The organism is Labrys methylaminiphilus subsp. lupini, from assembly GCF_051161885.1.
Lineage (GTDB): Bacteria > Pseudomonadota > Alphaproteobacteria > Rhizobiales > Labraceae > Labrys.
On record NZ_JBMDIH010000002.1, the window covers coordinates 1551598 to 1575914 of the forward strand.

Annotated in this window: 20 protein-coding genes; 14 read left to right on the top strand and 6 right to left on the bottom strand. The window is 63.1% G+C overall.

Going from position 1 to position 24317, the window contains the following annotated elements; all coding sequences use genetic code 11:
* The first annotated feature begins 2 nt into the window (after nucleotides 1-2).
* Genes ACN6KF_RS32775 through ACN6KF_RS32810 form a run of 8 tightly spaced genes read left to right on the top strand, consistent with a single transcriptional unit; the run spans nucleotide 3 to nucleotide 8685 of the window.
* Complete coding sequence (locus ACN6KF_RS32775) at nucleotides 3-1193, top strand: glycosyltransferase family 4 protein (protein ID WP_434961056.1); 1191 nt, start codon at nucleotides 3-5, stop codon at nucleotides 1191-1193.
* Nucleotides 1193-2629: a hypothetical protein gene (locus ACN6KF_RS32780; protein WP_434961057.1), complete on the top strand. Its 1437-nt coding sequence runs from the start codon at nucleotides 1193-1195 to the stop codon at nucleotides 2627-2629. The genes ACN6KF_RS32775 and ACN6KF_RS32780 overlap by 1 nt, the downstream gene beginning before the upstream one ends.
* Before the next feature lie 13 nt (nucleotides 2630-2642).
* Nucleotides 2643-3593: an exostosin domain-containing protein gene (locus ACN6KF_RS32785; protein ID WP_434961058.1), complete on the top strand. Its 951-nt coding sequence runs from the start codon at nucleotides 2643-2645 to the stop codon at nucleotides 3591-3593.
* Entirely contained in the window at nucleotides 3590-4780 is a 1191-nt protein-coding gene (locus ACN6KF_RS32790; RefSeq protein ID WP_434961059.1) for a glycosyltransferase, read from the top strand. The genes ACN6KF_RS32785 and ACN6KF_RS32790 overlap by 4 nt, the downstream gene beginning before the upstream one ends.
* On the top strand, nucleotides 4773-5546 hold the full coding sequence (locus ACN6KF_RS32795) for a glycosyltransferase family 2 protein (protein WP_434961060.1): 774 nt from the start codon (nucleotides 4773-4775) through the stop codon (nucleotides 5544-5546). Before ACN6KF_RS32790 ends, ACN6KF_RS32795 begins: the two co-directional genes overlap by 8 nt.
* Nucleotides 5547-5562: 16 nt before the next feature.
* Entirely contained in the window at nucleotides 5563-7371 is a 1809-nt protein-coding gene (locus ACN6KF_RS32800; RefSeq protein WP_434961061.1) for a carbamoyltransferase family protein, read from the top strand.
* Nucleotides 7355-8203 (top strand): hypothetical protein, encoded by an 849-nt coding sequence (locus ACN6KF_RS32805; protein ID WP_434961062.1) that lies wholly within the window; start codon nucleotides 7355-7357, stop codon nucleotides 8201-8203. Before ACN6KF_RS32800 ends, ACN6KF_RS32805 begins: the two co-directional genes overlap by 17 nt.
* On the top strand, nucleotides 8200-8685 hold the full coding sequence (locus tag ACN6KF_RS32810; RefSeq protein WP_434961063.1) for a hypothetical protein: 486 nt from the start codon (nucleotides 8200-8202) through the stop codon (nucleotides 8683-8685). Before ACN6KF_RS32805 ends, ACN6KF_RS32810 begins: the two co-directional genes overlap by 4 nt.
* A 40-nt stretch (nucleotides 8686-8725) precedes the next feature.
* On the opposite strand, the gene ACN6KF_RS32815 is transcribed toward ACN6KF_RS32810, so the two are convergent.
* The 3 genes from ACN6KF_RS32815 to ACN6KF_RS32825 form a co-directional block, all read right to left on the bottom strand.
* A complete protein-coding gene (locus tag ACN6KF_RS32815) occupies nucleotides 8726-9571 on the bottom strand; it encodes a hypothetical protein (protein ID WP_434961064.1) in 846 nt (281 codons plus the stop codon).
* Between the two features lie 173 nt (nucleotides 9572-9744).
* A complete protein-coding gene (locus ACN6KF_RS32820; RefSeq protein WP_434961065.1) occupies nucleotides 9745-10392 on the bottom strand; it encodes a carbohydrate binding domain-containing protein in 648 nt (215 codons plus the stop codon).
* A 114-nt stretch (nucleotides 10393-10506) separates the two neighbouring features.
* Nucleotides 10507-11469: a UDP-glucuronic acid decarboxylase family protein gene (locus tag ACN6KF_RS32825; protein ID WP_434961066.1), complete on the bottom strand. Its 963-nt coding sequence runs from the start codon at nucleotides 11467-11469 to the stop codon at nucleotides 10507-10509.
* A 286-nt stretch (nucleotides 11470-11755) separates the two neighbouring features.
* On the opposite strand from ACN6KF_RS32825, the gene ACN6KF_RS32830 reads away from it, so the two are divergent.
* Together ACN6KF_RS32830 and ACN6KF_RS32835 are read left to right on the top strand one after the other, a co-directional pair.
* Nucleotides 11756-12511, top strand: a complete 756-nt coding sequence (locus ACN6KF_RS32830) for an FkbM family methyltransferase (RefSeq protein ID WP_434961067.1) — start codon at nucleotides 11756-11758, stop codon at nucleotides 12509-12511.
* 258 nt (nucleotides 12512-12769) lie between these two features.
* Nucleotides 12770-15157 carry a glucose/quinate/shikimate family membrane-bound PQQ-dependent dehydrogenase gene (locus tag ACN6KF_RS32835; protein WP_434961068.1) on the top strand — a complete coding sequence of 796 codons (2388 nt, stop codon included), beginning with the start codon at nucleotides 12770-12772 and terminating at the stop codon, nucleotides 15155-15157.
* Between the two features lie 54 nt (nucleotides 15158-15211).
* On the opposite strand, the gene ACN6KF_RS32840 is transcribed toward ACN6KF_RS32835, so the two are convergent.
* The 3 genes from ACN6KF_RS32840 to ACN6KF_RS32850 form a co-directional block, all read right to left on the bottom strand.
* Nucleotides 15212-16768: an FGGY-family carbohydrate kinase gene (locus tag ACN6KF_RS32840; RefSeq protein WP_434961069.1), complete on the bottom strand. Its 1557-nt coding sequence runs from the start codon at nucleotides 16766-16768 to the stop codon at nucleotides 15212-15214.
* Nucleotides 16769-16858: 90 nt separating this feature from the next.
* Complete coding sequence (locus ACN6KF_RS32845; RefSeq protein WP_434961070.1) at nucleotides 16859-18535, bottom strand: alcohol dehydrogenase catalytic domain-containing protein; 1677 nt, start codon at nucleotides 18533-18535, stop codon at nucleotides 16859-16861.
* 11 nt (nucleotides 18536-18546) lie between these two features.
* Complete coding sequence (locus ACN6KF_RS32850) at nucleotides 18547-19440, bottom strand: MurR/RpiR family transcriptional regulator (protein WP_434961071.1); 894 nt, start codon at nucleotides 19438-19440, stop codon at nucleotides 18547-18549.
* Between the two features lie 197 nt (nucleotides 19441-19637).
* Here ACN6KF_RS32850 and ACN6KF_RS32855 point away from each other — a divergent pair, with 197 nt between their 5' ends.
* From ACN6KF_RS32855 to ACN6KF_RS32870, 4 genes are all read left to right on the top strand, one after another.
* The gene (locus ACN6KF_RS32855) at nucleotides 19638-20642 is read left to right on the top strand and encodes a substrate-binding domain-containing protein (RefSeq protein ID WP_434961072.1); all 1005 of its coding nucleotides are present in this window, start codon (nucleotides 19638-19640) and stop codon (nucleotides 20640-20642) included.
* Between the two features lie 128 nt (nucleotides 20643-20770).
* Nucleotides 20771-22267 (top strand): sugar ABC transporter ATP-binding protein, encoded by a 1497-nt coding sequence (locus tag ACN6KF_RS32860; RefSeq protein WP_434961073.1) that lies wholly within the window; start codon nucleotides 20771-20773, stop codon nucleotides 22265-22267.
* Nucleotides 22268-22275: 8 nt separating this feature from the next.
* The gene (locus tag ACN6KF_RS32865) at nucleotides 22276-23262 is read left to right on the top strand and encodes an ABC transporter permease (protein ID WP_434961074.1); all 987 of its coding nucleotides are present in this window, start codon (nucleotides 22276-22278) and stop codon (nucleotides 23260-23262) included.
* A gap of 11 nt (nucleotides 23263-23273) precedes the next feature.
* Entirely contained in the window at nucleotides 23274-24308 is a 1035-nt protein-coding gene (locus ACN6KF_RS32870; RefSeq protein WP_434961075.1) for an ABC transporter permease, read from the top strand.
* Nucleotides 24309-24317: the final 9 nt, after the last annotated feature.

Genomic DNA, 24317 nt, shown 5'->3' on the forward strand with positions numbered 1-24317 from the left:
TCATGCGCCTGGCTGTTCTCACCTCCCATCCGATCCAATACCAGGCACCTATCTTCCGGGAACTCGCCAGGCGCATGGACCTGGAGGTCTTCTTCGCGCACCATCCCACGCCCCGGCAGCAGGCCGATGCCGGCTTCGGGGTTGCGTTCGACTGGGATATCGACCTCGCCGCCGGCTACCCCCACCGCTTTCTCGCCAACAAGGCCAGGAAACCGGGCGTGGACCATTTCTTCGGCTGCGATACGCCGGCCATCGCCCAGGCCTTGCGGGAGGGTGGCTTCGATGCCCTGCTCGTTTGCGGCTGGGCGCTCAAATCCTATCTGCAGGGTATTGTCGCTGCCCGGCGCCTCAACATACCCGTTCTGGTAAGAGGAGACAGCCATCTGTTGACACCGCGCCGGCGCCTGAAGGCCTGGGCGAAGCAGGCCGCCTATCCCCGTTTACTGCGCTTCTTCGATGCGGCGCTCTATGTCGGGCAGAACTCCCTGGCCTATTATCGCCACTATGGCTATCCGCCTACGCGGCTGCACTTTTCACCCCATTGCATCGATACGGACTGGTTTGCCACGCGGGCCACGCCGCAGGCCCGCGAAGCCCTGCGCGCCGGACTGTCCATTGCCGAGGGCAGCCACGTCATAGCGTTTGCGGGCAAGCTGATCGAACGCAAGCGTCCGCTCGATCTGATCGAGGCGGCTGCGCTATGCCGCAGCGGAGGACGCGCAATCGAAGTGATGATCGCCGGCGACGGTCCGATGCGCGAGGCGGTGCTGGAACGCGCCGCGCAGACCCAGGTGCGGCTGCATTTCCTCGGCTTTCGCAACCAGAGCGAAATGCCGGCCTTCTATGCGGCCTGCGACGGCTTGGCGCTGACCTCTTCCGGTCAGGAAACCTGGGGCCTCGTGGCCAACGAGGCGCAGGCCTGCGGGCGGCCCGTCATCGTATCCGACCAATGCGGCTGCGCGCCCGACCTGGCTGTCGATTCCGACAGCGGGCGGACCTTCGAAACCGGTAACGTCAAGGCTCTTGCTGCAGCCCTCATCGATCCGCCCAGGGGTGCTGGCATGAAGGCAGCCCTTGCGTCGCTGGTTCAGCGCTATAGCGTAGGCGCGGCGGTCGATGGCATCGAGGCTGCCCTGTCGTCCTGCCTCGAGAAGGCTGCCTTCCCGCGCAGGATATCAGGAGCCTTGACCTGATGCCGATGTCGGCCACCTCCCCGCGCTCGGCAGCCCCTCTGCCTGGGGCCGTGATCGTCGGCGCAGTGCTGCTCGCCATCCTGAACCTGCCGGGCGAGAACGCCCTGCTCACCACCTTCAGTCTGGTCGTGCTCGTTGCGGGCATTGCCCTGCTGTGGCGGCCCGGCGAGCCGCCGATCGGGCTGTTCATCTTCGCCTATCAATGGCTGCAAGCATCGATATCGGCCTTCCATGCCAACTGGCTCGGTATCGATGTCAGCGCCTATACGATCTATGGCGGGGACAACAAGTGGGCGATCATCCTGACCCTGTTCGGCCTGCTGTTCCTGGCAGTGGGCATACGGCTCGGCAGCGGGCCCCCCGACAGGGCTGTAAGCCGGCAGGCGAGGGAACTGGTGCTGGCTCAGCCCCTCGCCACCTGGTTCTCACTCTATCTCGCGGCCTCGATCGTCGCGGTCGGCGCGCTCCAGGCTGCCGCCCTCATCCCCGGCCTTGCGCAGCCACTCCTGGCGCTGGCCGGATTGAAATGGGCGTTCTTCATGATGTTCGCCTATGCATCCTTCGTGCGAAACCAGTTGGGCAACCCCTTGTTCGTCTGTGCTTTTCTAGCCGAACTTGCCATGAGCACGGGTGGGTATTTCTCCGATTTCAAGACGGTGATGTTCTTCACCCTCTTTGCCACAGCCATGGCCGGAACCCGCCTGCGCGGTCTCCATCTGCTGGGTGGAGCGATCCTGGTTTGCCTGATCGTCGTCAGCGGGATCCTATGGACCGCCATCAAGGAAGACTATCGCAATGCCGCATCCGGCGGTTCGGCCTCGCAGGCCGTCACGCTCGACCTCGGCGACCGGCTGGCGACCATTGCCCAGCTGCTCGGCCGGCTCGACGGTGCATCGATGTCGGATGCAACCGGAAAGATGCTCCACCGCATCTCCTATGTCGAATTGTTCGCCGTCGTTCTCGCCCGCGTGCCGCAGACCATTCCCCACGAGAAGGGCGCGCTCCTGTTGGATGCAGCAAGCCGCCCCTTCATGCCGCGCATCGTGTTTGCCGACAAGAGCCAGGTCGATGACACCCGCCGCACCAATTACTATACGGGTGGCCTTTCCGGAACTTATCGCGGCACCTCGATCAGCCTGGGCTACATGGCCGAGCTTTACATCGATTTCGGCCCCTTGCTGATGATGGCCGTCATCTTCGTCTTCGGCTATCTCTATGGTCGCATCTACCGATGGCTCGTGCATGCCCCGCGCGCCGGGCCGCTGCTGGGCTTTACCTCGGCATGTGCCATCCTGGTCCAGGCCGCCCTGCTGGAAGTCAGCCTGGCGAAATTGGTCGGCGGCGTGATGGTTTCGGTTCTTCTCACTGCCCTGTTCATCCGGCTGGTGGCGCCACGCATGCGCTCCTGGCTGGAAACCAGGCTGGCAACGCGCTGACAAGACGGATTTGATGGCAGGCCCTTGTCTCCTCTTGACCGCCTTGCGGGAAAACCCAGCTCTCTCGAAAGCCCGCCGGCTGGCGGCGCTGCATCCGCCCTCGGCCCTCCGGATCGCCGCTGCCGATGACGTCCCCGATATCGTATTGTATCTCGACAGTGGCTATGTCGGCCTTGCGGACCTGCCGCTATTGCGGCGCCGGGTCAGGACCCACCCCACGGCCAGGCATTTCCTGTTCTCGGAATCGGACTGGCCCTACGCCGTGCTGCCCGGGGCCTATCCATCCCTCACCAGGACCCTGCCCTGGGCGCGGAGCTGGAGCTATCTCCCAGACCCCGATGCCCCCACCCCGGCGGCCTCCCCGCCGCAGAAGGAACCTGCCTATCTGTTTTCCTTTCTGGGCCGAACCAGCACCCATCCGATACGCGAACGCCTCCTGGCGCTCGACACTCCAGATACACCGTGCCTCGATCTTGCAGCGGCGCCGGCCCGCTTCGCCGATTTCGACTATCGTGCGACCTATCGCGAACTGCTGCTACAATCGCAATTCGCCCTTTGCCCCCGCGGCTTCGGCACCGCCAGCATCCGTCTTTTCGAAGCGATGGCCCTTGGCCGTGCACCAGTGATCATCGCCGATGCCTGGCAGGCACCACCCGATATTCCCTGGCGGGATTTCAGCCTGTTCGTGGCCGAAAAGGACATCATGCATATACCGCATATCCTGAAGGAGGTCCGCGGACAGGCCGCGGTCATGGGCCAGCGCGCGCGTCAGGTATTTGCGACGCATTTCGCACCCGAGGTCTTCTTCGACCGCCTGCTCGCCATGCTGCTCACGCTTCCCTACGAAACAGGGACCGCCGCAATGGCTGGGCGCGCCTGGAAGGCACTGGGCTGGCGCGAAGGTTATTCATTGGCGCATCGGGTCAAGACCCGGTTCCGCGCCGCGCCGGGGCCGATATCTTGACCCTGCGCTGCCTCCATGTGGTGCCGACCTATCTGCCAGCCTTACGCTATGGTGGACCAATTCATGCCGTGCACGGATTGTGCCGTGCATTGGCGGGCCAGGGCTGCGATGTGCATGTCTACACCACCAATGTCGACGGCGCCGGCATCCTGCCGGTCCCGACCGACAGGCCCGTGCGGCTCGATGGCGTGGACGTCCACTATTTCCCCACCGGCCTCGGACGACGTCTCTACCGCTCTCCCGCCATGGGCCGTGCATTGGCACGGCACATCGCTTCCTTCGATATCGTGCATCTTCATTCCGTATTCCTGTGGCCCACTACCGTTGCCGCGAGGCTGGCACAGCGAAAAGCCGTTCCCTATCTGCTGGCGCCACGTGGGATGCTCGTCGAGGGCCTGATCCAGCGCAAGAGCCGGATGTTGAAATCGGCCTGGATCCGGGCTTTCGACCGGGCCAACCTTGCCGGGGCGGCGGCCATTCATGTGACCAGTCGATCCGAACGCCTCGACATCGAGAAACTGGGATTGCCGGCCCGGGCTTTCGCCCTGGTGCCCAATGGCATCGACATGCCGCCTGCCGGTGCCAGCCTCTTTCCGCCGGATCGCTCCCGGCCCTATGTCCTCTTTTTGGGCCGGATCAGCTGGAAGAAGGGCATCGCGCGTCTGATCGATGCCATGCAGCTTGTCGCCGATGCCGATCTCGTCATCGCCGGCAACGATGACGAGGGCGAAACCGCCCGGCTGAGGGCACGCGCGGCTGCGTTGGGGCTCGATGCCCGCGTCCGCTTCGTGGGCCCCGTGCATGGCGAGGAGAAATGGTCCTTGCTGCGCAACTGCGCCGCCTTCGCGCTGGCTTCCCATTCGGAGAATTTCGGCAATGCCGTCCTAGAGGCAATGGCCTGCGCCCGTCCCGTGGTCGTCAGCCCTGAAGTCGGCCTGGCCGACGTGGTCGCCAGCGCCGGCTGCGGCATGGTCGTCGACGCCTCTCCCAAGGCGCTGGGCGCAGCGCTTTCCTCCCTTCTGGCAGACCCGGATCTTGCCACCAGGCTGGGACAGGCCGGCGAGAAGACGGCACGCGAACAGTTCTCCTGGCCGGGCATTGCATCGGCCATGGTCGATGTCTACCAGGAGGCAATCCTCGCCCAGGCGAGGGAAGTCGCCCTCGTCGGAAGAGCCGTTCATGTCTGACTTGATCGCACCGCGGACGACGGTCCTGATCCTGAGCTTCAACGAAGCTCCGAATCTGGCACGCTGCCTCGAGCGGCTCGACTGGGCGTCCCGTATTCTGTTGGTGGACAGTGGCAGTACGGACGAGACCCTCGAGATCGCCAGCAGATACGCCAATGTCGAGGTCGTGCATCGCCCCTTCGACAGTTTTGCCGACCAGTGCAATTTCGGCCTTGGCCTCGTCGACACGCCGTGGGTGCTCTCGCTGGATGCCGATTATGAGTTGAGCGAGGATCTCGTTCGCGAAATTCAGTCCCTCCGCGAAGAAACCGCGCAGGGCTATTCGACGACGTTCATCTATCGCATCCATGGCAGGGCCCTGCGTGGGACCCTCTATCCCGCTCGCACCGTGCTCTACCGCCGGCAGGCGGCGCGCTATCGCGACGAGGGTCATGGCCATCGCGTGACCGTGGCGGGCGAAGTCGGCACCCTGGCGGCGCCCATCTATCACGACGACCGCAAACCCCTTCTCAGATGGGTCGATTCGCAAAAGCGCTATGCGCATATCGAGGCCGACCATCTGCTGGCGGCCCCCAGGGACACACTGAACCGGGTCGACCGCCTCCGGCTGAGGGCATGGCCGGCGCCGCTTCTGGTGTTCGTCTACACCTTGTTCTGGAAAGGTGCCTTCCTCGATGGCTGGGCGGGTTGGTACTATACCCTGCAGCGTACGATCGCCGAATGCCTGATCGCCTTGACCCTGATCGATCGGCGCCTGGCAAAATGACAGGAAGGGTCCTCGCTTGATCATCCTCGGCCTCAACGCCTACCACGCCGATGCAGCCGCCTGCCTTCTCAAGGACGGGCAGATCATCGCGGCCGCCGAGGAAGAGCGCTTTCGCCGCATCAAACACTGGGCGGGGTTTCCCAGCCAGGCCGTCGCCTATTGCCTTCAGGAAGCAGGCATCGGGCTTGGAGACGTCGACCATGTCGCCGTCAACAGCGACCCGACGGTGCATCGCCTGGAGCGCCTGGCCCATCTGGCACGCCACAGGCCTGATCTTGCCCTTGTCGTCGACCGGTTCCGCAACAGGCGCAAGCGCCTCTCCATCGTCGATGAACTGGCCGCCGCCTTTCCGGGGCGGCGCTTCAAGGGCGTTGTGCATCGGATCGAGCACCATCTGGCCCATCTGGCATCGGCTTTCTTCGCCTCCCCCTTCGAGGAAGCAGCCGTCCTCTCCCTCGACGGCTTCGGCGATTTCTCCTCTGCCGCCTGGGGAAGCGGGCGTGGCAGCGAGATCGCTATCGAAAAACGGGTCCTGTTTCCCCATTCCATCGGCCTGTTCTATCAGACGCTCACCCAATATCTCGGCTTTCCGCATTATGGCGATGAGTACAAGGTCATGGGCCTGGCGTCCTATGGCAAGCCGGCCTTCCTCGAAAGGCTGCGCCGCGTCATCAGGCTCCAAGCGGCAGGAACCTTCGCTCTCGACCTCGGCTATTTCCGGCATCACCGCGAGAGGATAGCTTTCGACTGGCAGGGCGGAGCCCCGGTCTTCGCCCCGCTCTATTCGGATGCGCTGGAGGACCTGCTCGGCCCGGCGAGAGCGCCGAGCGAGGCATTGACCGAACGCCATCACGACATCGCGTCTTCGGTCCAGGCTTTCTATGAGGAAGTCCTCGATCACATCCTGCAAGCCGTCTGGGACAAATATCGCCTGCCGAACCTCGCCATGGCCGGTGGCTGCGCCCTCAATTCGGTGGCCAATGGCAAGATAAGGCGCACCACCGCCTTCCGTCACCTCTATGTGCAGCCTTCGGCCGGTGATGCCGGTGGGGCCCTGGGTTCCGCCCTCGCCCTCTGGCACAAGCTCGGCGGCCGGCGCATAGCCGCGATGGACCATGCCTATTGGGGACCGGGCTTTGCCTCCGGCGACATCGATCGGCTTGTGATGGCCGAGACGGCCAATCTTGCCGCCCTGGGCTGCGAGATCCGGCATTTTGGCGATGATGCCGAGCTTAACCGGGTAACGGCAGCCGCCATCGCCGCCGGCAATGTGATCGGCTGGTTCGATGGGCGGATGGAATGGGGACCGCGCGCGCTCGGCAGCCGCTCCATCCTGTGCGATCCTCGGCGGGCGGATATCAAGCAGCTTCTCAACCACAAGATCAAACGGCGCGAGTCGTTCCGCCCCTTCGCGCCTTCCATCCTCGCCGAACACGCCGCCGATTGGTTCGAAGGTATCGACGAGGTGCCGTTCATGACCGAGGTTCTTCCGGTCAGGCCCGACAAGTACGCCCTTGTGCCTGCGATCACCCATGTGGATGGCTCCGGGCGCCCCCAGACGGTACGGCAACAGGCCAACCCGGCCTATCACGCCCTGATTTCCGCCTTCTTCGCGCAGACCGGCATTCCGATGGTGCTCAATACCTCCTTCAACGAAAATGAACCCATCGTCTGCACGCCCGGCGAGGCGCTCGACTGCTTCCTGCGGACACGCATGGACATTCTCGTGCTCGGGCGTGTGATGATCCGGCGCCGGGAGGGCACGGCGCCTGCCGCCCTGCCAGATAGCCAGCCCGTCGCCGATGGCCATGTCGCCGGTTCCTGAAACAATCGCGCCCTCGCGCACCGTCTCCTGTCGGGCCGTCTATGGGTGGTGCCTTGTCCTTGTCTGCCTCGAATGGTTTTATTATCGGCTGGGCCAGCAGCCCTTGCGCCAGATCGGCGACCTGCCCAATGTGATCTCCGTCCTGGAATTGATCGAGATCGCGGTGATTGTGCGCCTGATCGGGCACGGGCGGCGCGATACTCCCTTCCAGGCCGGTGAGACTGCCTTCATCCTCGCGGCGATGGCCGTCTGCGTGCTCGTGCTGCGCCAGATACCTCTCGCCGCCGCGCTGGCGCTCGCCATCCTTGCGGCATGGCGCTTGCGCAAGCGCCCGTCCTGCCGGGCCTCGCCCTTTGCGCTGCTGGCGTTCATCGCCCAATTCGTGCTCCTCGGCTGGCCCTTCCTCGCCCTTCACAATGTTGTTGGGCTGCTCGATGCCGCCATCGTGCGAACAGTGCTCCAGGTGGCGGGGCAGGAGGTGTCGGGCTACGGCACCTATATCCTTCGGCCCGCCGACAATATCGGCTTCGACGTCATGTGGGGCTGCGCCACCTCGACCACACTCGTCCAGAACCTTATGGCCTACGCCATCATTGCCGTCGGCTTCGGGGGGCCACTCCGTCGTTCCGACCGCGCAGCGTTCCTCATCGTCATTGGCGCGACCTTCGCCTTGAACTGGCTGCGCCTGATCCTGATCTGCGCGTCGAAGGAAGGTTATCTGGTCTGGCACGAAGGCACGGGCGCGAGTTTCCTGGCGGCATTCTACGCTGTCCTGATCCTTGTACTCGCTTATTGCCGGACCCGGCCCGGGCAAATGCAGCCCTCCGCATGACTCGCCTGTTCCATCTTCTGGCTGCTGCGCTGGTGGTCTGTTCGCTGACCCTGGCAATCCGTCAGGCCCGTGTTACCCCCCAGCCCGCCCCCGAAGCCCAGATCGCATCGGCTTTCGCAAAAGCCGGCTTTTCGCTCTCAGCCCAACGCAAGACCCTGCTTGGCCCCGAATTCTCTTTCATGCGGCCTGGTTGCACCACGCCGACACGAGCCGTGCTGACGGAGACCATCCACCGCGATGCTACCCAAATCCTCACCGACATGTCAGGCGCCAATGAAGAGCTGATCACCGTCTATAGCGGCGCGGCAGTGCCCAGCCTGCATCTTCGGGACCTCGCCTGGCCATGGCTGCGACGTAAGCTCGGCGTCATGCTGGGTCTTTCCCGATCGAGCGCCTGGGATTCCATCGGTCTTGCCATCTTTTCGCCCCGCCAGTGTCAGCGCAACAGCTTCGACTGGTCAGCTCTGCTCACCGAACCCTAAGTTCGACCCTGGCCTAAAGCGCGTTTTCGCGAAGCGGGCTTCAGGTCCAGTTGAAATTGTGAGCCGCGTTGCGCGTGTCCTCTTCGTAGCGGTCCTCCCAGACGCGCGTGAGGAATATCACCAGCGAGAATTCCGACATGAACAGAACGAGCGCCATGAAGGCCCAGACGATTGGTGCCGCGAACAGACGCAGCTCGCCGATCTGCGGGTAGTGGCTGAGAGCCAGATTTGCCCCCTCCATCACGAAGCCGATCTGCAGGCTGATGCCGATGATGATGACCAATAGGGAGACCGGTTCGCGCCATGCCGTCCTCAACGAGGTCCGGATCGGCCGGCGCTCGTCGAGGGATGCCGCTGGTCCCACCAATGCCAGGCCAGCCGTCGCCATGAAGCCGAGGGCATAGGACAGCAGGATGGCCCCGCGCAGGAGTTGCTCATGCGGAACAGGCGAAGTCGGCAAGGGCGGATGCTTGAGCAGGCCGATGATGGCCCAGCACAGCAGCACGTAAAAACCCATCCGCCGCGCCCGAGAGCCGGTGGGTATTACGGGGCGCCATTCTTCGTGGATGAGGCCCCGATGCAGGCGTAACGCGATGCGGGCGAGCAGATAGGTCGTCATGGCATGAAAAGTGACGAGCAGCCCGATCTGAACCAGCCCCGAAGGCCATGCCACCAGGAAAGATACCGGTGGCACCAACTCCTGAATGGCGAAAATCAACCAGGCGGCAAAGAACAGCCCCGGCTGGCGTATAATAGTCACGAATGCCTGTCGCCAGCTTTCGGCAAAGATATTGTAGGGCCGCGAGGAGGCAAAGAATCCGGCGATGCCGATACCCACCAGGATCACGAAAATGACCAGTGAAACCTCGATGGGCAGAGGAGGCATATGGGTTGCCCTAACGCAAGGCGCCGAAATGGAGCGCGGCTATCGGAATGAGATTACGCATCGGAACGACAATCCACAACCCGACTCTTGTTGGTTGAACGGGAACCGCGACGCGTATTGAAGGTCAATTGAACCTTCTTACGGCTAACCTCTCGACGCAGTCGTGACGAGGATTACGAGCTGCGCGTCGATAACAGGCCCTTGAGCCACCTCACCCAGTCCCTCATTTGCCTGCGTCCCAGCATCAGGGCCAGGAGGGCTACCACCAAATAGGAAATCGTGCTCGTACCCGGTACGGGACCAGGGATCTGCACCAGGGATACGTCGTCCAGACGCAAAGGCGATGTCAACAAGCCCGGCAAGTTCGTGAAGATCAGATTTGTTACACCAGCCGGCAAACTGACGGTAAGTGTATAAAGATTATAGCCGCCCAAACCAATGACCGTAATGCCATAGGTTAAATTGTAAGTCGTTCCCCCTATCTGGACACTGAAATTCAAAGTCCCAAGAGAAAGAGACAATTGCGGCGCCAGATAGAAGCTCAATTGATAAGTACCGGCGGTAGGAATATTGATGGATTGCGAAATCGTTCCGCCGCCGGTGGCAATCGTGCCATAGAAACTCCCGCTATGCGCCGGCGGGTTGAGAAATATTGTGCCTTCCTGCGTACGGGTAGACCCTCCAGCGTATGTCCACCCCGTCGTCGTCTCGAAGCCGCCATTCGTAATGAGCTGGGCGCGGGCCTGTGCAAGCAGGATTGGCGAAACAATCAGGGCGAACGCCAGAAGCAACGGCCCCCATGCCTTGAGCAGAAATTTCATGCCACTCTCCCGGCGCCAGTCCCCACGTCAGGTTGGGTGATAGGTTAAACTAAGCCCGGCCAATCAACAATCGCATTGAGATCGCCGCCCATCCCAGGAGACGATCTCAAGACCTCATTGGGCGGGGCTGAGGCTACGCAGCACCCTGTGTTCGTCCGATCTCAGCAGATCCTCGAAATAGGCGATCGTCCTGGCCAGGCCCTCGCGAAGGCCGACAGAAGGAGCCCAGTCCAGAAGCGCGCGCGCCTTGGCAATATCGGGCTGGCGCTGGCGCGGATCGTCCGCCGGCAAAGGCCGAAAGTTGAGCCGGGACGCCGAACCCGTCAGCTCGATGATGAGTTCGGCGAGTTCCCGGACGGTCATCTCCACGGGATTGCCGATATTGACCGGTCCGTGAATATCAGCCGGCGTCGCCATCATGCGAATGAGCGCTTCGATCAGGTCGTCGACATAGCAGAACGATCGCGTCTGCCCGCCATCGCCATAGATGGTGATATCCCGGTTGCACAGGGCCTGGACGATGAAGTTCGACACCACCCGCCCGTCATCGGGCTGCATGCGCGGACCATAGGTGTTGAAGATCCTTACGACCTTGGCCGGGACGTCGTATTGTCGAATATAATCGAAGAACAAGGTCTCGGCGCAGCGCTTGCCCTCGTCATAGCAGGAACGCGCCCCGATCGGATTGACGTTCCCCCAATAATCTTCCGCTTGGGGATGGATGTGCGGATCGCCATAGACTTCGGAGGTGGAGGCCTGCAGAACCTTGATCTTCAGGCGCCGCGCCAGGTCCAGCACATTGATGGCGCCCAGCACATTCGTCTTGGTCGTCTGGACCGGATCGAACTGATAATGCTTCGGCGAAGCCGGGCAGGCCAGATTGTAGATCTCGTCGGTTTCGACATGGAGGGGTGTCGTAATGTCGTGTTGCAACAGCTTGAAAGAAGCCTTGCCGAGAAGTTGATCCACGTTGCGACGTGAGCCGGTGAAGAAGTTATCGACACAAATAACTTCTTTGTTTTCCTTCAGCAGGCGCTCGCATAGATGCGAGCCGAGAAAGCCGGCACCGCCTGTCACCAAGACGCTCCTCACAGGCGCATTCCTGTCCGTCTCGTGAGCGTGAAGCCGTGATTCAAGACCTTCATGACCAAGAAAACTATCGATTTTTGCGGAGTCGTCAAATCCCGTGGCGAACCTTGCCTGGTCGCTTGTCGGCGCCGCCCTCCCCTTTTGCTCGCCTGAACACCTCTTGCAATGGCTCAAACGGGGCTGTCATGCCGGGCGAAATGACTTAATAAGCCCCTCGTCGATCATCCTCGTTCAACAACGGCCAAAACAGACGAGCCTGGAGTACAATACGGCGATGGGCGTTCTTCGCGCACAGATCTCCAGGCTGGTGAAGCGGGTGCTGGCCCGGCACGGGCTGCTCCTGATCAGGGCCGGAGCCAAATTCGGTCACGACCCCTGGGCCGACATCCAGCATCTTGGCGAGGCTTGGCGCTATCCCATTGCCACCGTCTTCGATGTCGGGGCCAATGATGGCGAGACGGCGGTCCTCGCCCTCCGCAAATTCCCCGACGCGAAAATCGTCAGCTTCGAGCCGCATCCGGACACGTTCGGCATCCTGATGCAGCGGCTCGGCAGGCAGGACCGGTTTACCGGCGTCAATACCGCGCTGGGAGTGCAGACCGGCACCGTCGACATGTTCGAATACCCCTCTTCGAAGATCAACAGTCTCAGCGACCGCGCGCAATATGCGCTGCGCTACCCGCAAGACGCCAAGCGGATCAGCGTGCGATCGACGACTCTCGACGCCTATTGCGAGCACAATGGCTTTGGGACGGTCGATATCCTCAAGCTCGACACCGAAGGTTTCGACCACACGGTTCTCCAAGGCGGCCGAGCCATGCTGGAACGGCGGGCCATCAAATTCATCTATGTGGAATTCAACGACCTGCAGCCCAAGGAGAATGCGGTGGGGGGCGATCTGATCTCCATCGATTCGCTCCTGCGGCCGCATGGCTACCGCTTCATTGCGTCCTACAACGATTATATCGTGACCGAAGGCGAGATGTTCTGCGTCTCCAACGCGCTTTTCGCTCTTCCTCCGGTCGCGTGACTTTCGCCGAGAATCGGCGCGTGACCGTCATCAGAACCGGATGACGGTCGATAGCGGCCCGTCCGGTCTGCGACGTATTTTCGAGCTTCCAAGGCAGCCACTACGCCAGAACCGAATATGCGACGCGGTCGCGCTACGCCATACAAGCGAGCGGCTCTGAGGCAACCGACCCCGCCGCGGGCGGTTGCCACTTCCGCTCGGGCCATGCTAGTCCTTCCCTGAGGGGATACGGCATCTTTCACCGTACTGGATAGCGCAATGCACCAGAGTCGTGGCCTTCTGCTTACAATTACTTGGATTGTTTTTGCGATAATCGGCCTGGCCCTCGGCGGCGGAGGGATCTGGCTGCTGATCCTGGGTGGGTCCCCCTATTATGTCGTCGCCGGGCTGCTGATGCTGGTGACGGCCTTCCTGCTCGCCAGGCGGCACTCTTCGGCCCTCGTCGTCTATGCCCTTCTCTTGCTGGGCACGCTCATCTGGGCGGTGTGGGAATCCGGCTTCGATTTCTGGCTGCTGGCGCCAAGGGGCGATATTTTCGCGCCGCTTGGCCTGTGGCTGCTCCTGCCCTTCGTCTCGCGCCCCTTGCGCTCACCCGCAACAGACAGGGTGAGCCTGGCGGCTCGCGCGCCCCTCATCGTCGCGCTTCTGGCCTGTGCCGGCGTTCTCGGCTATTCGCTCACGCAGGACCCCCAGAGCTTTGCAGGCAACTTGCCGCCGGCCGCTTCGCCAGCCCCCGTCGCCGCCGATGCCGCAAGCCTGCCCGACGGCGACTGGCCGGCCTATGGCCGGACCCAGTTCGGCAACCGTTATTCGCCACTCACCCAGATCACGCCGCAGAACGTCTCGCAGCTGAAAGTGGCGTGGACCTTTCGCACCGGCGATCTCAAGGGCCCGAACGATCCAGGCGAACTGACCAACCAGGTCACGCCGATCAAGATCAAGGACACGCTCTATCTGTGTTCGCCCCATCAGATCCTGTTTGCGCTCGATGCAACCACGGGCAAGCAGAAATGGAAGTTCGATCCCAAGATCGCCTATGACAAGACCTATCAGCACATGACCTGCCGCGGCGTCTCCTATCTCGAGACCAAGGCCGACGCCCGCACTTCCGACGGCAATCCGCCACCGGCGGAATGTCCGACACGCATCTTCCTGCCGACCAATGACGGAAGGCTGTTCGCGGTCGACGCCCAGACGGGCGCGCCCTGCGCACAATTCGGCAAGAACGGCGCGATTGACCTGATGGAAGGCATGGGCGTCACCCAGCGCGGCTTCTATTACGTGACCTCCCCGCCCGTGGTGACCGACAAGATCGTGATGGTCACCGGTTCGGTGATCGACAATTATTCGGCCACTGTGCCCTCAGGCGTGTTCCGGGGCTTCGACGTGCATACCGGCAAGCTGGTCTGGGCTTTCGACGCAGGCAATGACGATCCCAACCAGATGCCGTCGGCGACGCATAAATTCATCGACGCCTCTCCCAATTCCTGGATCGTGTCGTCCTACGACCCCAAGCTGAACCTGGTCTATATCCCGACCGGCGTGCAGACCCCCGATATCTGGGGCGGCAACCGCACGCCGGCGAGCGAGCGCTACGCTTCGTCCATCGTCGCCCTCAACGCCGATACGGGCAAGCTCGCCTGGTCCTACCAGACCGTCCATCACGATTTGTGGGACATGGACGTCCCCTCCCAGCCGAGCATCGTCGACCTCGCCAGGCCTGATGGCAGCGTGGTGCCGGCCCTCTATGTCCCAACCAAGACGGGCAATATCTTCGTACTCGACAGGCGTGACGGCAAGCCGATCGTGCCGGTTGAGGAGCGGCCCGTACCGCAGGGTGCGGCGCCGGGTGACCGGGTATCGCCGACGCAGCCCTTCTCCGCACTGACCTTCCGCCCCGAACGGAAGCTGACCGATGCGGATATGTGGGGTGCTACCATGTTCGACCAGCTTGCCTGCCGGATCATGTTCAAGCGCCTGCGCTATGAAGGAACCTTCACGCCGCCTTCGCTGCAGGGAACGCTGGTCTTTCCGGGCAATCTCGGTGTGTTCGAATGGGGCGGCATCGCCGTCGATCCGGTGCGCCAGGTCGCGATCGCCAACCCGATCTACCTGCCTTTCGTATCCAAGCTGATCCCGCGGGGGCCGAACAACCCGGCAACCCCCGATGCCAGCCTGCCTTCAGGCACCGAGCAGGGCGTGCAGCCCCAGTTTGGGGTTCCCTTCGGCGTGACCATCAATCCGCTGCTGTCACCGGTCGGCTTTCCCTGCAAGCAACCCTCCTGGGGCTTCATCGCCGGTATCGACCTGAAGACCAACAAGATCATCTGGATGCACCGCAATGGCACCATTCGGGACGTATCGCCGATCCCCCTGCCCTTGAAGATCGGCATGCCGGGCCTTGGCGGTCCCATCGTCACGGCCGGCGGCGTGGCCTTCATGACCTATACGATGGACAATTTCATCCGCGCCTATGACGTGACCACCGGCAACCAGCTGTGGGAGGATCATTTGCCCGCCGGCGGACAGTCCACGCCGATGAGCTATGAGATCGGCGGCAAGCAATATGTCGTCACCATGGCCGGCGGCCATGGTTCGTTCGGCACCACGATGGGGGATTATCTGATCGCCTACAGCCTGCCGTAATGCCGGTTGAAGGCTGATATTACCCAGCAGCCGATCCGACATCCCGACTTTGTTTCACGCCGGAGCAGGCTGGCCCAGGGCTGAGAGTTTTGCAAAAAAGCCTGCGGATTCCTCCAGCATATCCGCATAATAGGCGGCATAATCGCGATAGAAGGCCGTGTTTGCGCTGTCGGCGCGGATGGGCTCGCCCACTGTCTTCACGAAGCCACGCGCCGTCGCCGCGATGTCGTCGAACAGGCCCACCGCCTTGCCGGCAACGATGGCGCTGCCGAGCGTGCCGAACTCGTCACGGTCGAGCCTGCCATAGCTGAGCCCCAATATGTCGGCCTTGATCTGGCGGAAGGTCTGGCTGCGGGCCCCGCCACCGATGCCGGTGATGCGGGTTGGCACGAGATCGGGCGCGAGCGTCTTCACCGAGCGCAGATAGAGAAGATATTCATAGCCGATGGCCTCCATGACAGCCCGGACCATGTGGGATTTCTCGTGGCGCCAGGTCAGGCCGATAAAGGCACCGCGCATGTCGGTATTGTTGGGCGTGTTGCGCCCGCCCAGATGCGGCAGGAAGATCAGCTTGTCCGCGCCGGGCGGTGCGGCTTCGGCGAGGCGCCCAAGCTCGTCATAGGGATTGCGCCCTTCGCTTTCCCAACCGGCCTTCTCGGCATGACAGATCGCATCGCGGAACCAGCGCAGGTTGAGACCGCCGCCGGCGACATAGGCCATGGCGTAGTAGAGGCCCGGCACCACATGCGGGCAGGTCATCAGGGCCTGATAGGTGGTATCGGTGGCGAAGGTGTCGAGCACGATCGAGAAGACCGAAGCCGTGCCGGCGGCGTCATAGATCATGCCCGGCTCGACAATACCGCCTCCCAGGACATTGGCTGCCTGGTCGCCGCAACCCGCGGCAATTGGCGTTCCCTGTCGGAGACCGGTTGCCTCTGCGGCCGCGTGCGTCAGCCTGCCGACAACGTCCCAGGGTTCGACGATGCGCGGGAGCTTGGTGGTATCGAGACCAAAATCCGCAAGCAGCCCTTCGTTCCAACGACAATTGGCCGTATCGGCAAAGGCCGAGAAGTTGAGATAGGTCCGGTCGATGAAGGCGTCATCGCCCTTGAGCCCTGCCAGGCGACCGGCAACATAGGCTGCCGGCTGGACGAAGGCGCGGACGCGCGACCAGATCTCGGGAAATTCATGTTTCCAGTAAAGGATCTTGGGCCCGTGATTATAGGATGGCGCGCAGCCGGAGGCCCGCAGGATCTCCATGCCGCGCTCCTTCAACCGAGGCAGATAGCCGGCACAGCGATTATCGAGCCAGGAATCGTAGTGCGTGGGGGCATTCCAGTCGGCATCGATCGTGCAGACGCCTCCCATCTGGCCGTCGAGGGCGATCGCCACGACATCCGAAGGGTTCACGCCGCCCGTTTCTATCGCCGCGCGAATGGTGCGATGGACCGAGCCTTCGATATCGTCGGGGCGTTGCTCGACCCAGCCGGGTCTGGGATAGATCAACACTGATTCCTCGAAAGCCGAGCCCAACAGCTTCCCTGTTTCGTCATAGATGCCGGTCTTGGTGCCGGTCGTGCCGATATCGATGCCGATCACGGCCTTTGCCATGGCGTGTCTCCCTGATTTTGCGCCGGCAGGTTCGGCCCGCCATGTTTCGTATCTCTAGCCCGTTACGGGCCGGCGTATGGTCGCGTCCGATCAACCGCGCAAAGCGTGGGAAGCAGCGCCGTTGAGAAGGCGCCGTTCGTCTTCCAGTGACCAGCGGACCGGCTGACCCTCCTGACGCAGGTCACCCACCGGCGTCACCGGCAGGTCGAGCAGGGCGGGATAGATGGCGATCTTGCCCGAGACCTTGCCCGCATTGACCGCTTCGAGTGCATCCGGCAGGGCGCCAAGCCCCGCCACTGCTTCCAGATTGCCCGAGAGTTCGAGCGAGCCTTCGACCACGCGATCGAGAACGGCAAGCTGGTCGGCGACCGTGCACCCGGTGGAACCGGTGATGCGCGCATTGACGCTGGAGACCAGACCGAGTGGCAAGGCGCAAGGCTGGCCGAAGGGCATGCCGGCGAACAGCACGAGCATGCCGTCGGGCCGCATCAGCCTTGCGCCCCGCTCGATCACCGCGACCTCCGGCGCAACCACCACCACATCGTCACAGCCTTCAGGCGCCAGCCGGGCGACGCAGGCCTCGACCTCGCCGTCCTCGATCACCACCAGCGTCTTGCCATGCTGGCGGGCAAGCGGTGCGAAGTCATCCTCCAACGCCTTGAGGCGAGCGCCCTTGCGCGAGGTGGCGATGATCGTTGCCGGCCCATCCTTCAGCTCCAAGGCACGATGGGTGTGGATGCGGCCCATGGCGCCGCCCGCCCCCAGCACCAGGGCAGTACCGCCTGCGCGCAGTTCGAAGCGCGTGCGAGCGGGCACAAAGGCTTCGGATAGCGAGGGGCCGGGCGCGCCGAGAAAGGAGAGTTCGTGATAATGAATGCGTGCGGCATCGAGGATGACGCTCTCGCGCCCCAACCCTGCTCCGACCAGGACCATCAGGCCGCCCTTGGCAAGGCAGCCCGCCAGCCGGGCCGTCGCCTCCGCATCGATCGGGCCTGCGAGGATGATATCGTCATAGCTCGCCTGCCCGGCCTCCGAGGCCGCGAAGGCCTCCAGGCTGGCATGGCACACCACCGTCGCCGCGCCGCCCACCCAGGCACGCGCGGCCCCGCCGGCTCCGACCAGGACAATCTCGCCATCCGGCGCCGGCAGATCGAAGCGCGTCCCCGGCACGGTCTCCACCACCAATAGGCGGCCGCCCGGTTTCAGGCCTGTGCGGCAATTGGGGCGATAGGCCGCTTCCACACAGGCATAGGGCTCCAGCATGGCGATGGTCGCGGCGCTGATATCGGCGGGTACCGGAAAGACATAAGGCCCCTCGCCTGCCAGTACGCGCGCGTCGAGGCGGATAAATTCGGCGAAGGCACCCGGAAGATCCATGCCGACGGTGCGGCGCCTGCCCTCGACCATGATGGCCGGCTGCAGGCCGAGCCGGTCGCCGGGCCGGAACCGATCGCGCCAATTGGCCCCGGCGTCGACGATCGTCAGAGCCATCTCGTGCCCGAGCACGGCAGGGCTGTCGGCAAGGTCGCGATCGGCAAACAGGGGATGGGCCTTGCCCATGCGGATGATCTTGATGTCCGAAGAGCAGATGCAGACGGCGTCGATGCGGGCGACCACCTCGTCCGGCCCGGCCGGTGCCTGCGGTTCATCGACATAGCGCCCGCCCATGCCGATATCGCGGATGGCGCCACCGGCAAAGGGCCAGCTCCGGTTGAGGGCTGGCAGGCCGGAGGGCACGGCATTCTGGGAAAGGGCGGTACGGCGCATGGGATACTCGCTTATTTCAATCGGCTTCTGGCGATGACGCCATCGGTGTAATCGAGGCGCTCCAGGGCCTTGTCGTGATCCTGGAGGGCCACCAGCGCATAGAGCGCATCCATGGCGGTGAGCTGCGCCATCTTGGAGACCATCGATTCATACATGCCTTCGCCGCCCGTCGGTTCGGGTGCGGCGCCTGGCAGGGTCAGCACGGCGTCCGCATGCCTGGCGAGGGGCGAGCCGCCGGCGGATGTGATGGCGATGGTGGGCATGCCCAGGGCCTTCGCCTCGCGTAGCGCCTCGACCGTACTTTTGGTGCGGCCGCTGTCGCTGATGCCGATGGCGACGGCGCGCCCGGCCAGGCCCGCCACCGAGAACATCTGGATATTGGCATCGCGGTTGAAGATGCAGGCCTTGCCGATGCGCAGGAAACGCATGACGCCATTTTCGGCGGCAAGGAGCGAGGATCCGACCGCGAAGAACACGATGGTGTGGTGCTCTGAAACCAGGAGCGCCGCCTTCCACAATTCGGTGGGATCCAGCGTCATCGTGGCGCCGGTGATGATCTCGGCCTGGCGACGGGACACCTTGGCGATGATCGCCGCAGCATCGTCCCCTGGCGCGATGCCTTCATAAACCTCGTGCTCGGCCGCCCTTCCCCGGGCCGCTTTGCGCGTCAGCCCTTCGGCCAGCATGATGCGGAACTCTTGATAGGAGTCGGCGCCGACCAGGCGCACGAAACGGCTGACGGAGGACTGGGAGACGCCGGCTTCTTCAGCCAACTCCTTGATGCTCATGGCCTTGGCATCGGCCGTCCTGTCGAGCACGAAATCGGCGATGCGCCTCAGGGTTGGATTGAGCCCGCCACGCAGAGCGTTGATGCGTCGCGTAATCTCCGTTTGCGGTCCCTGCACAGGTCACTCCCAAAACCGTTCGTCGGGCGCTCTGCTTAGCATCATTCGGAGCCCTCGCCTCTGAAAGTAACTTTCTTTCTTTGTATCTTGCAAGGAAATTTCCTTCTAGACACCCAGGTCCGCCGATGCTAGCGTTTCAGCCCATCGAACTTCCCCGCAAAGTGGGAAGCGGCAAGAAATTATGAGGGAGAAAGCTCGTGAAAAGACTATATTCCTGCCTGGCTGCGGCAGCCTTTGCCTTGTCGGCCGCCACTTTCAGTGGCCAGAGCGCGGCTCAAGAGCATAAGAGGACGTACTACTACGCCTCCCAATTACAGGGGCATCCCTATCTTCTCGATTCTCTACTTGGCATGGACTATGCCGCCAAGAAATTCGGCGTGAACATCGTCACGCTCGGTCCGCAGAGCTGGGATCCTGTGGCCCATGCGGAAGCTGTGGAGCAGGCCATCGCCAAGAAACCGGACGGCATCGTAACCACGCTGTGGGAGCCCGGCGCCGTCCCGGCGATCAAGCGCGCCATGAGCCAGGGCATCCCGGTGGTGGTGATCGAGGCCGTAACGCCCGACAGCGGCGCGCTGACCTTCGTTGGCCTCGACAATTACGAAGCAGGCGTCGACACCGCCAAGGAGTTGATCAAGCGGTCCGGCAAGACAGGCAAGCTGGTGGTTTCCGGCAATTGGGGCGCCTCCAACACGGACGCCAAGTTCAAGGGCCTGATGGACTACCTCAAGGCCAATTCGCAGTGGGAGCTACTCGGCCGGGTCGACGACAAGGCGACCACCGAGACGGCAATCGACGCCGCCAAGACCATGTTCAACACCTATAAGGACATGACAGCCGTCATCGGGCTCGATTCCTCGTCCGGAACCGGCATCTGCCTGGCAGCCGAAGAGCTCGACAAGGACATCAAGCCGCTCACCGTCATCGTGCATGACCGCGAGGCGCCCGTCCTTGAATGCGTTCAGAATGGCGACATCGATGCCACGATCGTCAACAAGACGGCGTTGCAGGCCTACATGGCGATCCAATTGCTCGAAGCCTACAACGACGAGAAGGTCGGCCTCGCCACCGTGCCGATCTCCAGCGACAACAAGGCAGCCGGCGTCATCCCCTTCCCCCAATATATCTACATGGGAACGCAGGTGATCGATAAGGACAACATCCAGTACTTCCTGGCTGCCAACATGCCGAAGTTCAAATAGGGCAACGTCTGGCGGGTTCCCGTTCCATCATCCACGGAACCCGCTCCACCAGGCGAAAGCTCCCTGCCCTTCGCCCGCCCGCTTCTTCGCGAAGACCGCTTCGGATCATCAAGTCAGGAATACCAGCCATGGCGGACATCGTCCTCTCGCTGAAGGATGTCACCAAGTCGTTCGGTGCAGTGAAGGCGCTCGGCGGCATCAGCTTTTCCGTGCGGCGCGGCGAGATCCACACCCTGCTTGGCGAAAACGGGGCCGGCAAGAGCACCACGCTCAAGATCATCAAGGGGGACGTCACCCCCAGCACCGGCACGGTGGTGATCGATGGCGAGACCGTTACCGAATTCCTGCCCTCGAATGCCGCCAGATACGGCATTGCCATGGTGCACCAGGAACTCGCCGTCTTCGAGAACATGACGGTGGCCGAGAATGTCTTCGTCGACAGTCCGCCGCTGCGCGGCGGGCTCGTGGACGTCACGGAGATGAACCGGCGCACGGCTGAACTCCTGGCGATGTTCGAACTCGACATCGACCCGCGCACCCGCGTGCTGGAACTCACCCCCAGCCAGCGCCAGATCATCGAGATCCTGAGGGCCGTGAACGTCGAGCGCAAGATCGTCATCCTCGACGAGCCGACCTCCGGCCTCAATGCACATGATTCAGGCATCCTCCTGAACCTGCTCGCCAGGCTCCGGGCCAAGGGGCAGACGATCCTGTTCGTCTCCCACCGCCTCGGCGACGTCATGCGCATCTCGGACCGCATCACTGTCCTGCGTGACGGCATGGTGGTGGAGACGCTCGTCAACCAGGGGCTGCAGGAAAGCGACCTCGTCAGCCGCATGGTGGGGCGCAAGCTGGCGGAAGTCCATCACCGCGACCGCCCGGCCAAGGCGAGCCAGGAGCCGGTCGTCTTCAAGGTCGAGGGCGCAATACGGCAGGACGGTTTCGAGGACGTCTCGCTGTCGCTGCGCCGCGGCGAGATCGTCGGCGTCTACGGTCTTGAAGGCTCCGGTACGGCCGAGCTTTCACGCTCCCTCTTCGGCCTCGATCCGCTCGAAGGCGGGCGGATGGAAATTTCGGGCAAGGCGATTGCCTCGCCCGAGCCGCGCCGCATGATGGCGGCAGGCGTGTCCTATCTCAACGCCAACCGCAAGGATGCGGGGCTCTTCATGCAGCGCAGCGTTGCCGACAATGTTTCGGCGCCGGTGCTCCACCGCTTCGCGCGCTTCGGCTTTCTCAGTGAGAAGAGCCTGGTGGCGCAAGCCGCCGAAGCAATCAAGCGCTTCGCCATCCGGGTCGCCGGCACCAATGTGCCGCCGCGGGAACTTTCCGGTGGCAATCAGCAGAAGGTGATGCTGAGCGCCTGCCTTTCCTGCGACCCCGCGATCATGATCGTCAACGAGCCCACCCGCGGCGTCGATGTCGGCGCCAAAGTGGACGTGTATCGCGCGCTGACCGGCCTGGCCGACGAGGGGCGCAGCCTGCTGGTGTTCTCGTCCGAGCTACCGGAGATCCTGCTTCTCGCCGACCGCATCCTGGTAATGCGCGCCCGCAAGGTTGCGGGCTGGCTCACAGGCGCGGCGATGACGGAAGAGCAGGTCATGGCCCTGGCTGCCGGGAACAAGTGAGGATCGGGATGAGCCAGCAAGAGACAGCCCCGCTTGCCGCCGCCGCACCCGCGGCCCCTGCCCGGCGCCGCACCCGTCTGGGAACGATACCCCTCCTGGTGATCACCGTTGCGCTCTGCGCCTTTCTGGCCATCACGCGCGAGAACTTCCTGACGGCGAGCAATCTTTATTCGCTGGCCTTCGCCGTCTCGATCGAAGCGCTGGTCGTGCTCGCCTTCACCTATGTCATGGTGCTGCGCGAGATCGATCTTTCCGTCGGGGCTGTCTATGCCCTTTCCGGCGTCCTGTCGGGCTATCTCCTGCTGCAGGGCGCCCCGTTGCCGCTTGCCATTGCGCTGGCCCTCGGCGCCGCCGTCATTGTCGGCCTGGTCAACGGCTTCCTGGTCGTGCGCTTTCGCATCAATTCGCTGATGCTGACCATCGGCACCATGCTGATCGTGCGCGGCATCGTCGGCGTGATGACCACGACGCTGCGCGGCAACATCTTCCCGCGCGAATTTCGCAGCCTGGCCCGTCAGGCGTTTCTCGGCATCAACCTCACCATCATCGCCATGGCCGTCCTGGTCGTCGCCGCCCTGCTCTTCCAATGGCGCAGCGTGCTGTTCCGGCAGATGTGCTATATCGGCGAAAATCTGCAATCGGCGGCGATCTACGGCATACGCGCGGGCCGTATCAAGATGCTTGCCTTCGCGGTGTCGAGCCTGATGGCCGGCATTGCGGGCATCTACACAGCCTCACGCATCACCCATGCCGATTCCAACATGGGCGTCGGGCTCGAATTCAGCATGATCACCGCCGCGGTGCTTGGTGGCGCCAGCCTCTATGGCGGACGCGGCAATGCCGCCGCATCGGTGCTCGGCCTCTTCCTGCTCGCCGTGATCATGAACGGCATGGCGATGTACGACATCGAACCCGTCTTCCAGCAATTCGTCGTGGGAGCCTTGCTGATCGCCACCGTCGCGGTCGACACGCTCCTCAATCGTCATCGCGTCTGAGGGAGACAGTCATGGCTGCCCGTTCCGCCACCCCCAAGACGATGCCCTTCCTGAAGCGCTGGCGACTGGAGCAGGAGGCGATCACGCTGGCCGTGGTCGCCGCGCTCGTGCTGCTGCTGGCGCTGGGCACACCGGCCTTCCTCAACGCCAACAATCTCGACTCCCTGCAGACCAGCATGGCACCGAACATGATCATCGCCATCGGCATGATGGTGCTGTTCATCACCGGCCTGTTCGACCTGTCGGTCGGGGCGGTCATGGGCCTGTCCGGCATCGTCACGGCCTATGCGCTGTCGGCAGGTTACGGCATGGCTGGGGCCATTGTCTGCGGCCTCGCGGTCGGCGCTCTGATCGGCCTTGCCAACGGCGTTCTGGTCGCGGTTTTCAAGATCAACCACCTCATCGCCACGCTCGGCATGATGTACATGGTTCGCGGGCTGGTCGAGGTCGTGCTGATCGGCACCGGCCTCGGCGGTTTCACCGAATTTCCAGCGGCCTTCACCTTGCTCGGCAACGGCCAGGTTTTCGGGATCTACGGCATGTTCATCTTCGCTTTGGCACTGGTGATCACGGGCGAGTTCATCCTGCGCCGTACCGTGCTCGGGCGCAGGCTCTATTTCCTCGGCGGCAATCCCGAAGCGGCCGGCATGATCGGCATCAACACCACGCGTCTGCGCATTGGCGCCTTTGTCTTCTCCGGCTTCATGGCGTCGCTGGCCGGCGTGCTGGTCACCGCCCGCATCGGCATGGCGAACCGCTATCTCGGCATCGGGCTGGAGATGAACATTATCATCGCGTGCCTCGTGGGCGGCGGCAGCATTGCGGGCGGCAAGGGCTCGTTGATCGGCGCCATGCTGGGCGTCGGCTTCATCAGCCTGATGACGAATGCCTTCAATCTCTTCGAGGTGCCCTCCGAATGGCAAAGCTCGGTGATCGGGCTCGTCCTCGTGATCGTCGTGGTGATCGATGCCATCATGCTGCTGCGCAAGCAGCGCCTGTCGTGGGCAACCCTATTTGGCCTGCGATCGCTCCACGCCGGGCGATAACCACCATGT

Excerpts from the sequence above, each read along its gene's own strand:
- ACN6KF_RS32830 (WP_434961067.1), top strand. The coding sequence starts at position 11,756 with ATGGGCGTTCTTCGCGCACAGATCTCCAGGCTGGTGAAGCGGGTGCTG.
- ACN6KF_RS32795 (WP_434961060.1), top strand. The coding sequence starts at position 4,773 with ATGTCTGACTTGATCGCACCGCGGACGACGGTCCTGATCCTGAGCTTC.
- ACN6KF_RS32865 (WP_434961074.1), top strand. The coding sequence starts at position 22,276 with ATGAGCCAGCAAGAGACAGCCCCGCTTGCCGCCGCCGCACCCGCGGCC.
- ACN6KF_RS32840 (WP_434961069.1), bottom strand. The coding sequence starts at position 16,768 with ATGGCAAAGGCCGTGATCGGCATCGATATCGGCACGACCGGCACCAAG.
- ACN6KF_RS32815 (WP_434961064.1), bottom strand. The coding sequence starts at position 9,571 with ATGCCTCCTCTGCCCATCGAGGTTTCACTGGTCATTTTCGTGATCCTG.
- ACN6KF_RS32810 (WP_434961063.1), top strand. The coding sequence starts at position 8,200 with ATGACTCGCCTGTTCCATCTTCTGGCTGCTGCGCTGGTGGTCTGTTCG.
- ACN6KF_RS32835 (WP_434961068.1), top strand. The coding sequence starts at position 12,770 with ATGCACCAGAGTCGTGGCCTTCTGCTTACAATTACTTGGATTGTTTTT.
- ACN6KF_RS32775 (WP_434961056.1), top strand. The coding sequence starts at position 3 with ATGCGCCTGGCTGTTCTCACCTCCCATCCGATCCAATACCAGGCACCT.
- ACN6KF_RS32785 (WP_434961058.1), top strand. The coding sequence starts at position 2,643 with ATGGCAGGCCCTTGTCTCCTCTTGACCGCCTTGCGGGAAAACCCAGCT.
- ACN6KF_RS32820 (WP_434961065.1), bottom strand. The coding sequence starts at position 10,392 with ATGAAATTTCTGCTCAAGGCATGGGGGCCGTTGCTTCTGGCGTTCGCC.
- ACN6KF_RS32870 (WP_434961075.1), top strand. The coding sequence starts at position 23,274 with ATGGCTGCCCGTTCCGCCACCCCCAAGACGATGCCCTTCCTGAAGCGC.
- ACN6KF_RS32845 (WP_434961070.1), bottom strand. The coding sequence starts at position 18,535 with ATGCGCCGTACCGCCCTTTCCCAGAATGCCGTGCCCTCCGGCCTGCCA.
- ACN6KF_RS32780 (WP_434961057.1), top strand. The coding sequence starts at position 1,193 with ATGCCGATGTCGGCCACCTCCCCGCGCTCGGCAGCCCCTCTGCCTGGG.
- ACN6KF_RS32860 (WP_434961073.1), top strand. The coding sequence starts at position 20,771 with ATGGCGGACATCGTCCTCTCGCTGAAGGATGTCACCAAGTCGTTCGGT.
- ACN6KF_RS32805 (WP_434961062.1), top strand. The coding sequence starts at position 7,355 with ATGTCGCCGGTTCCTGAAACAATCGCGCCCTCGCGCACCGTCTCCTGT.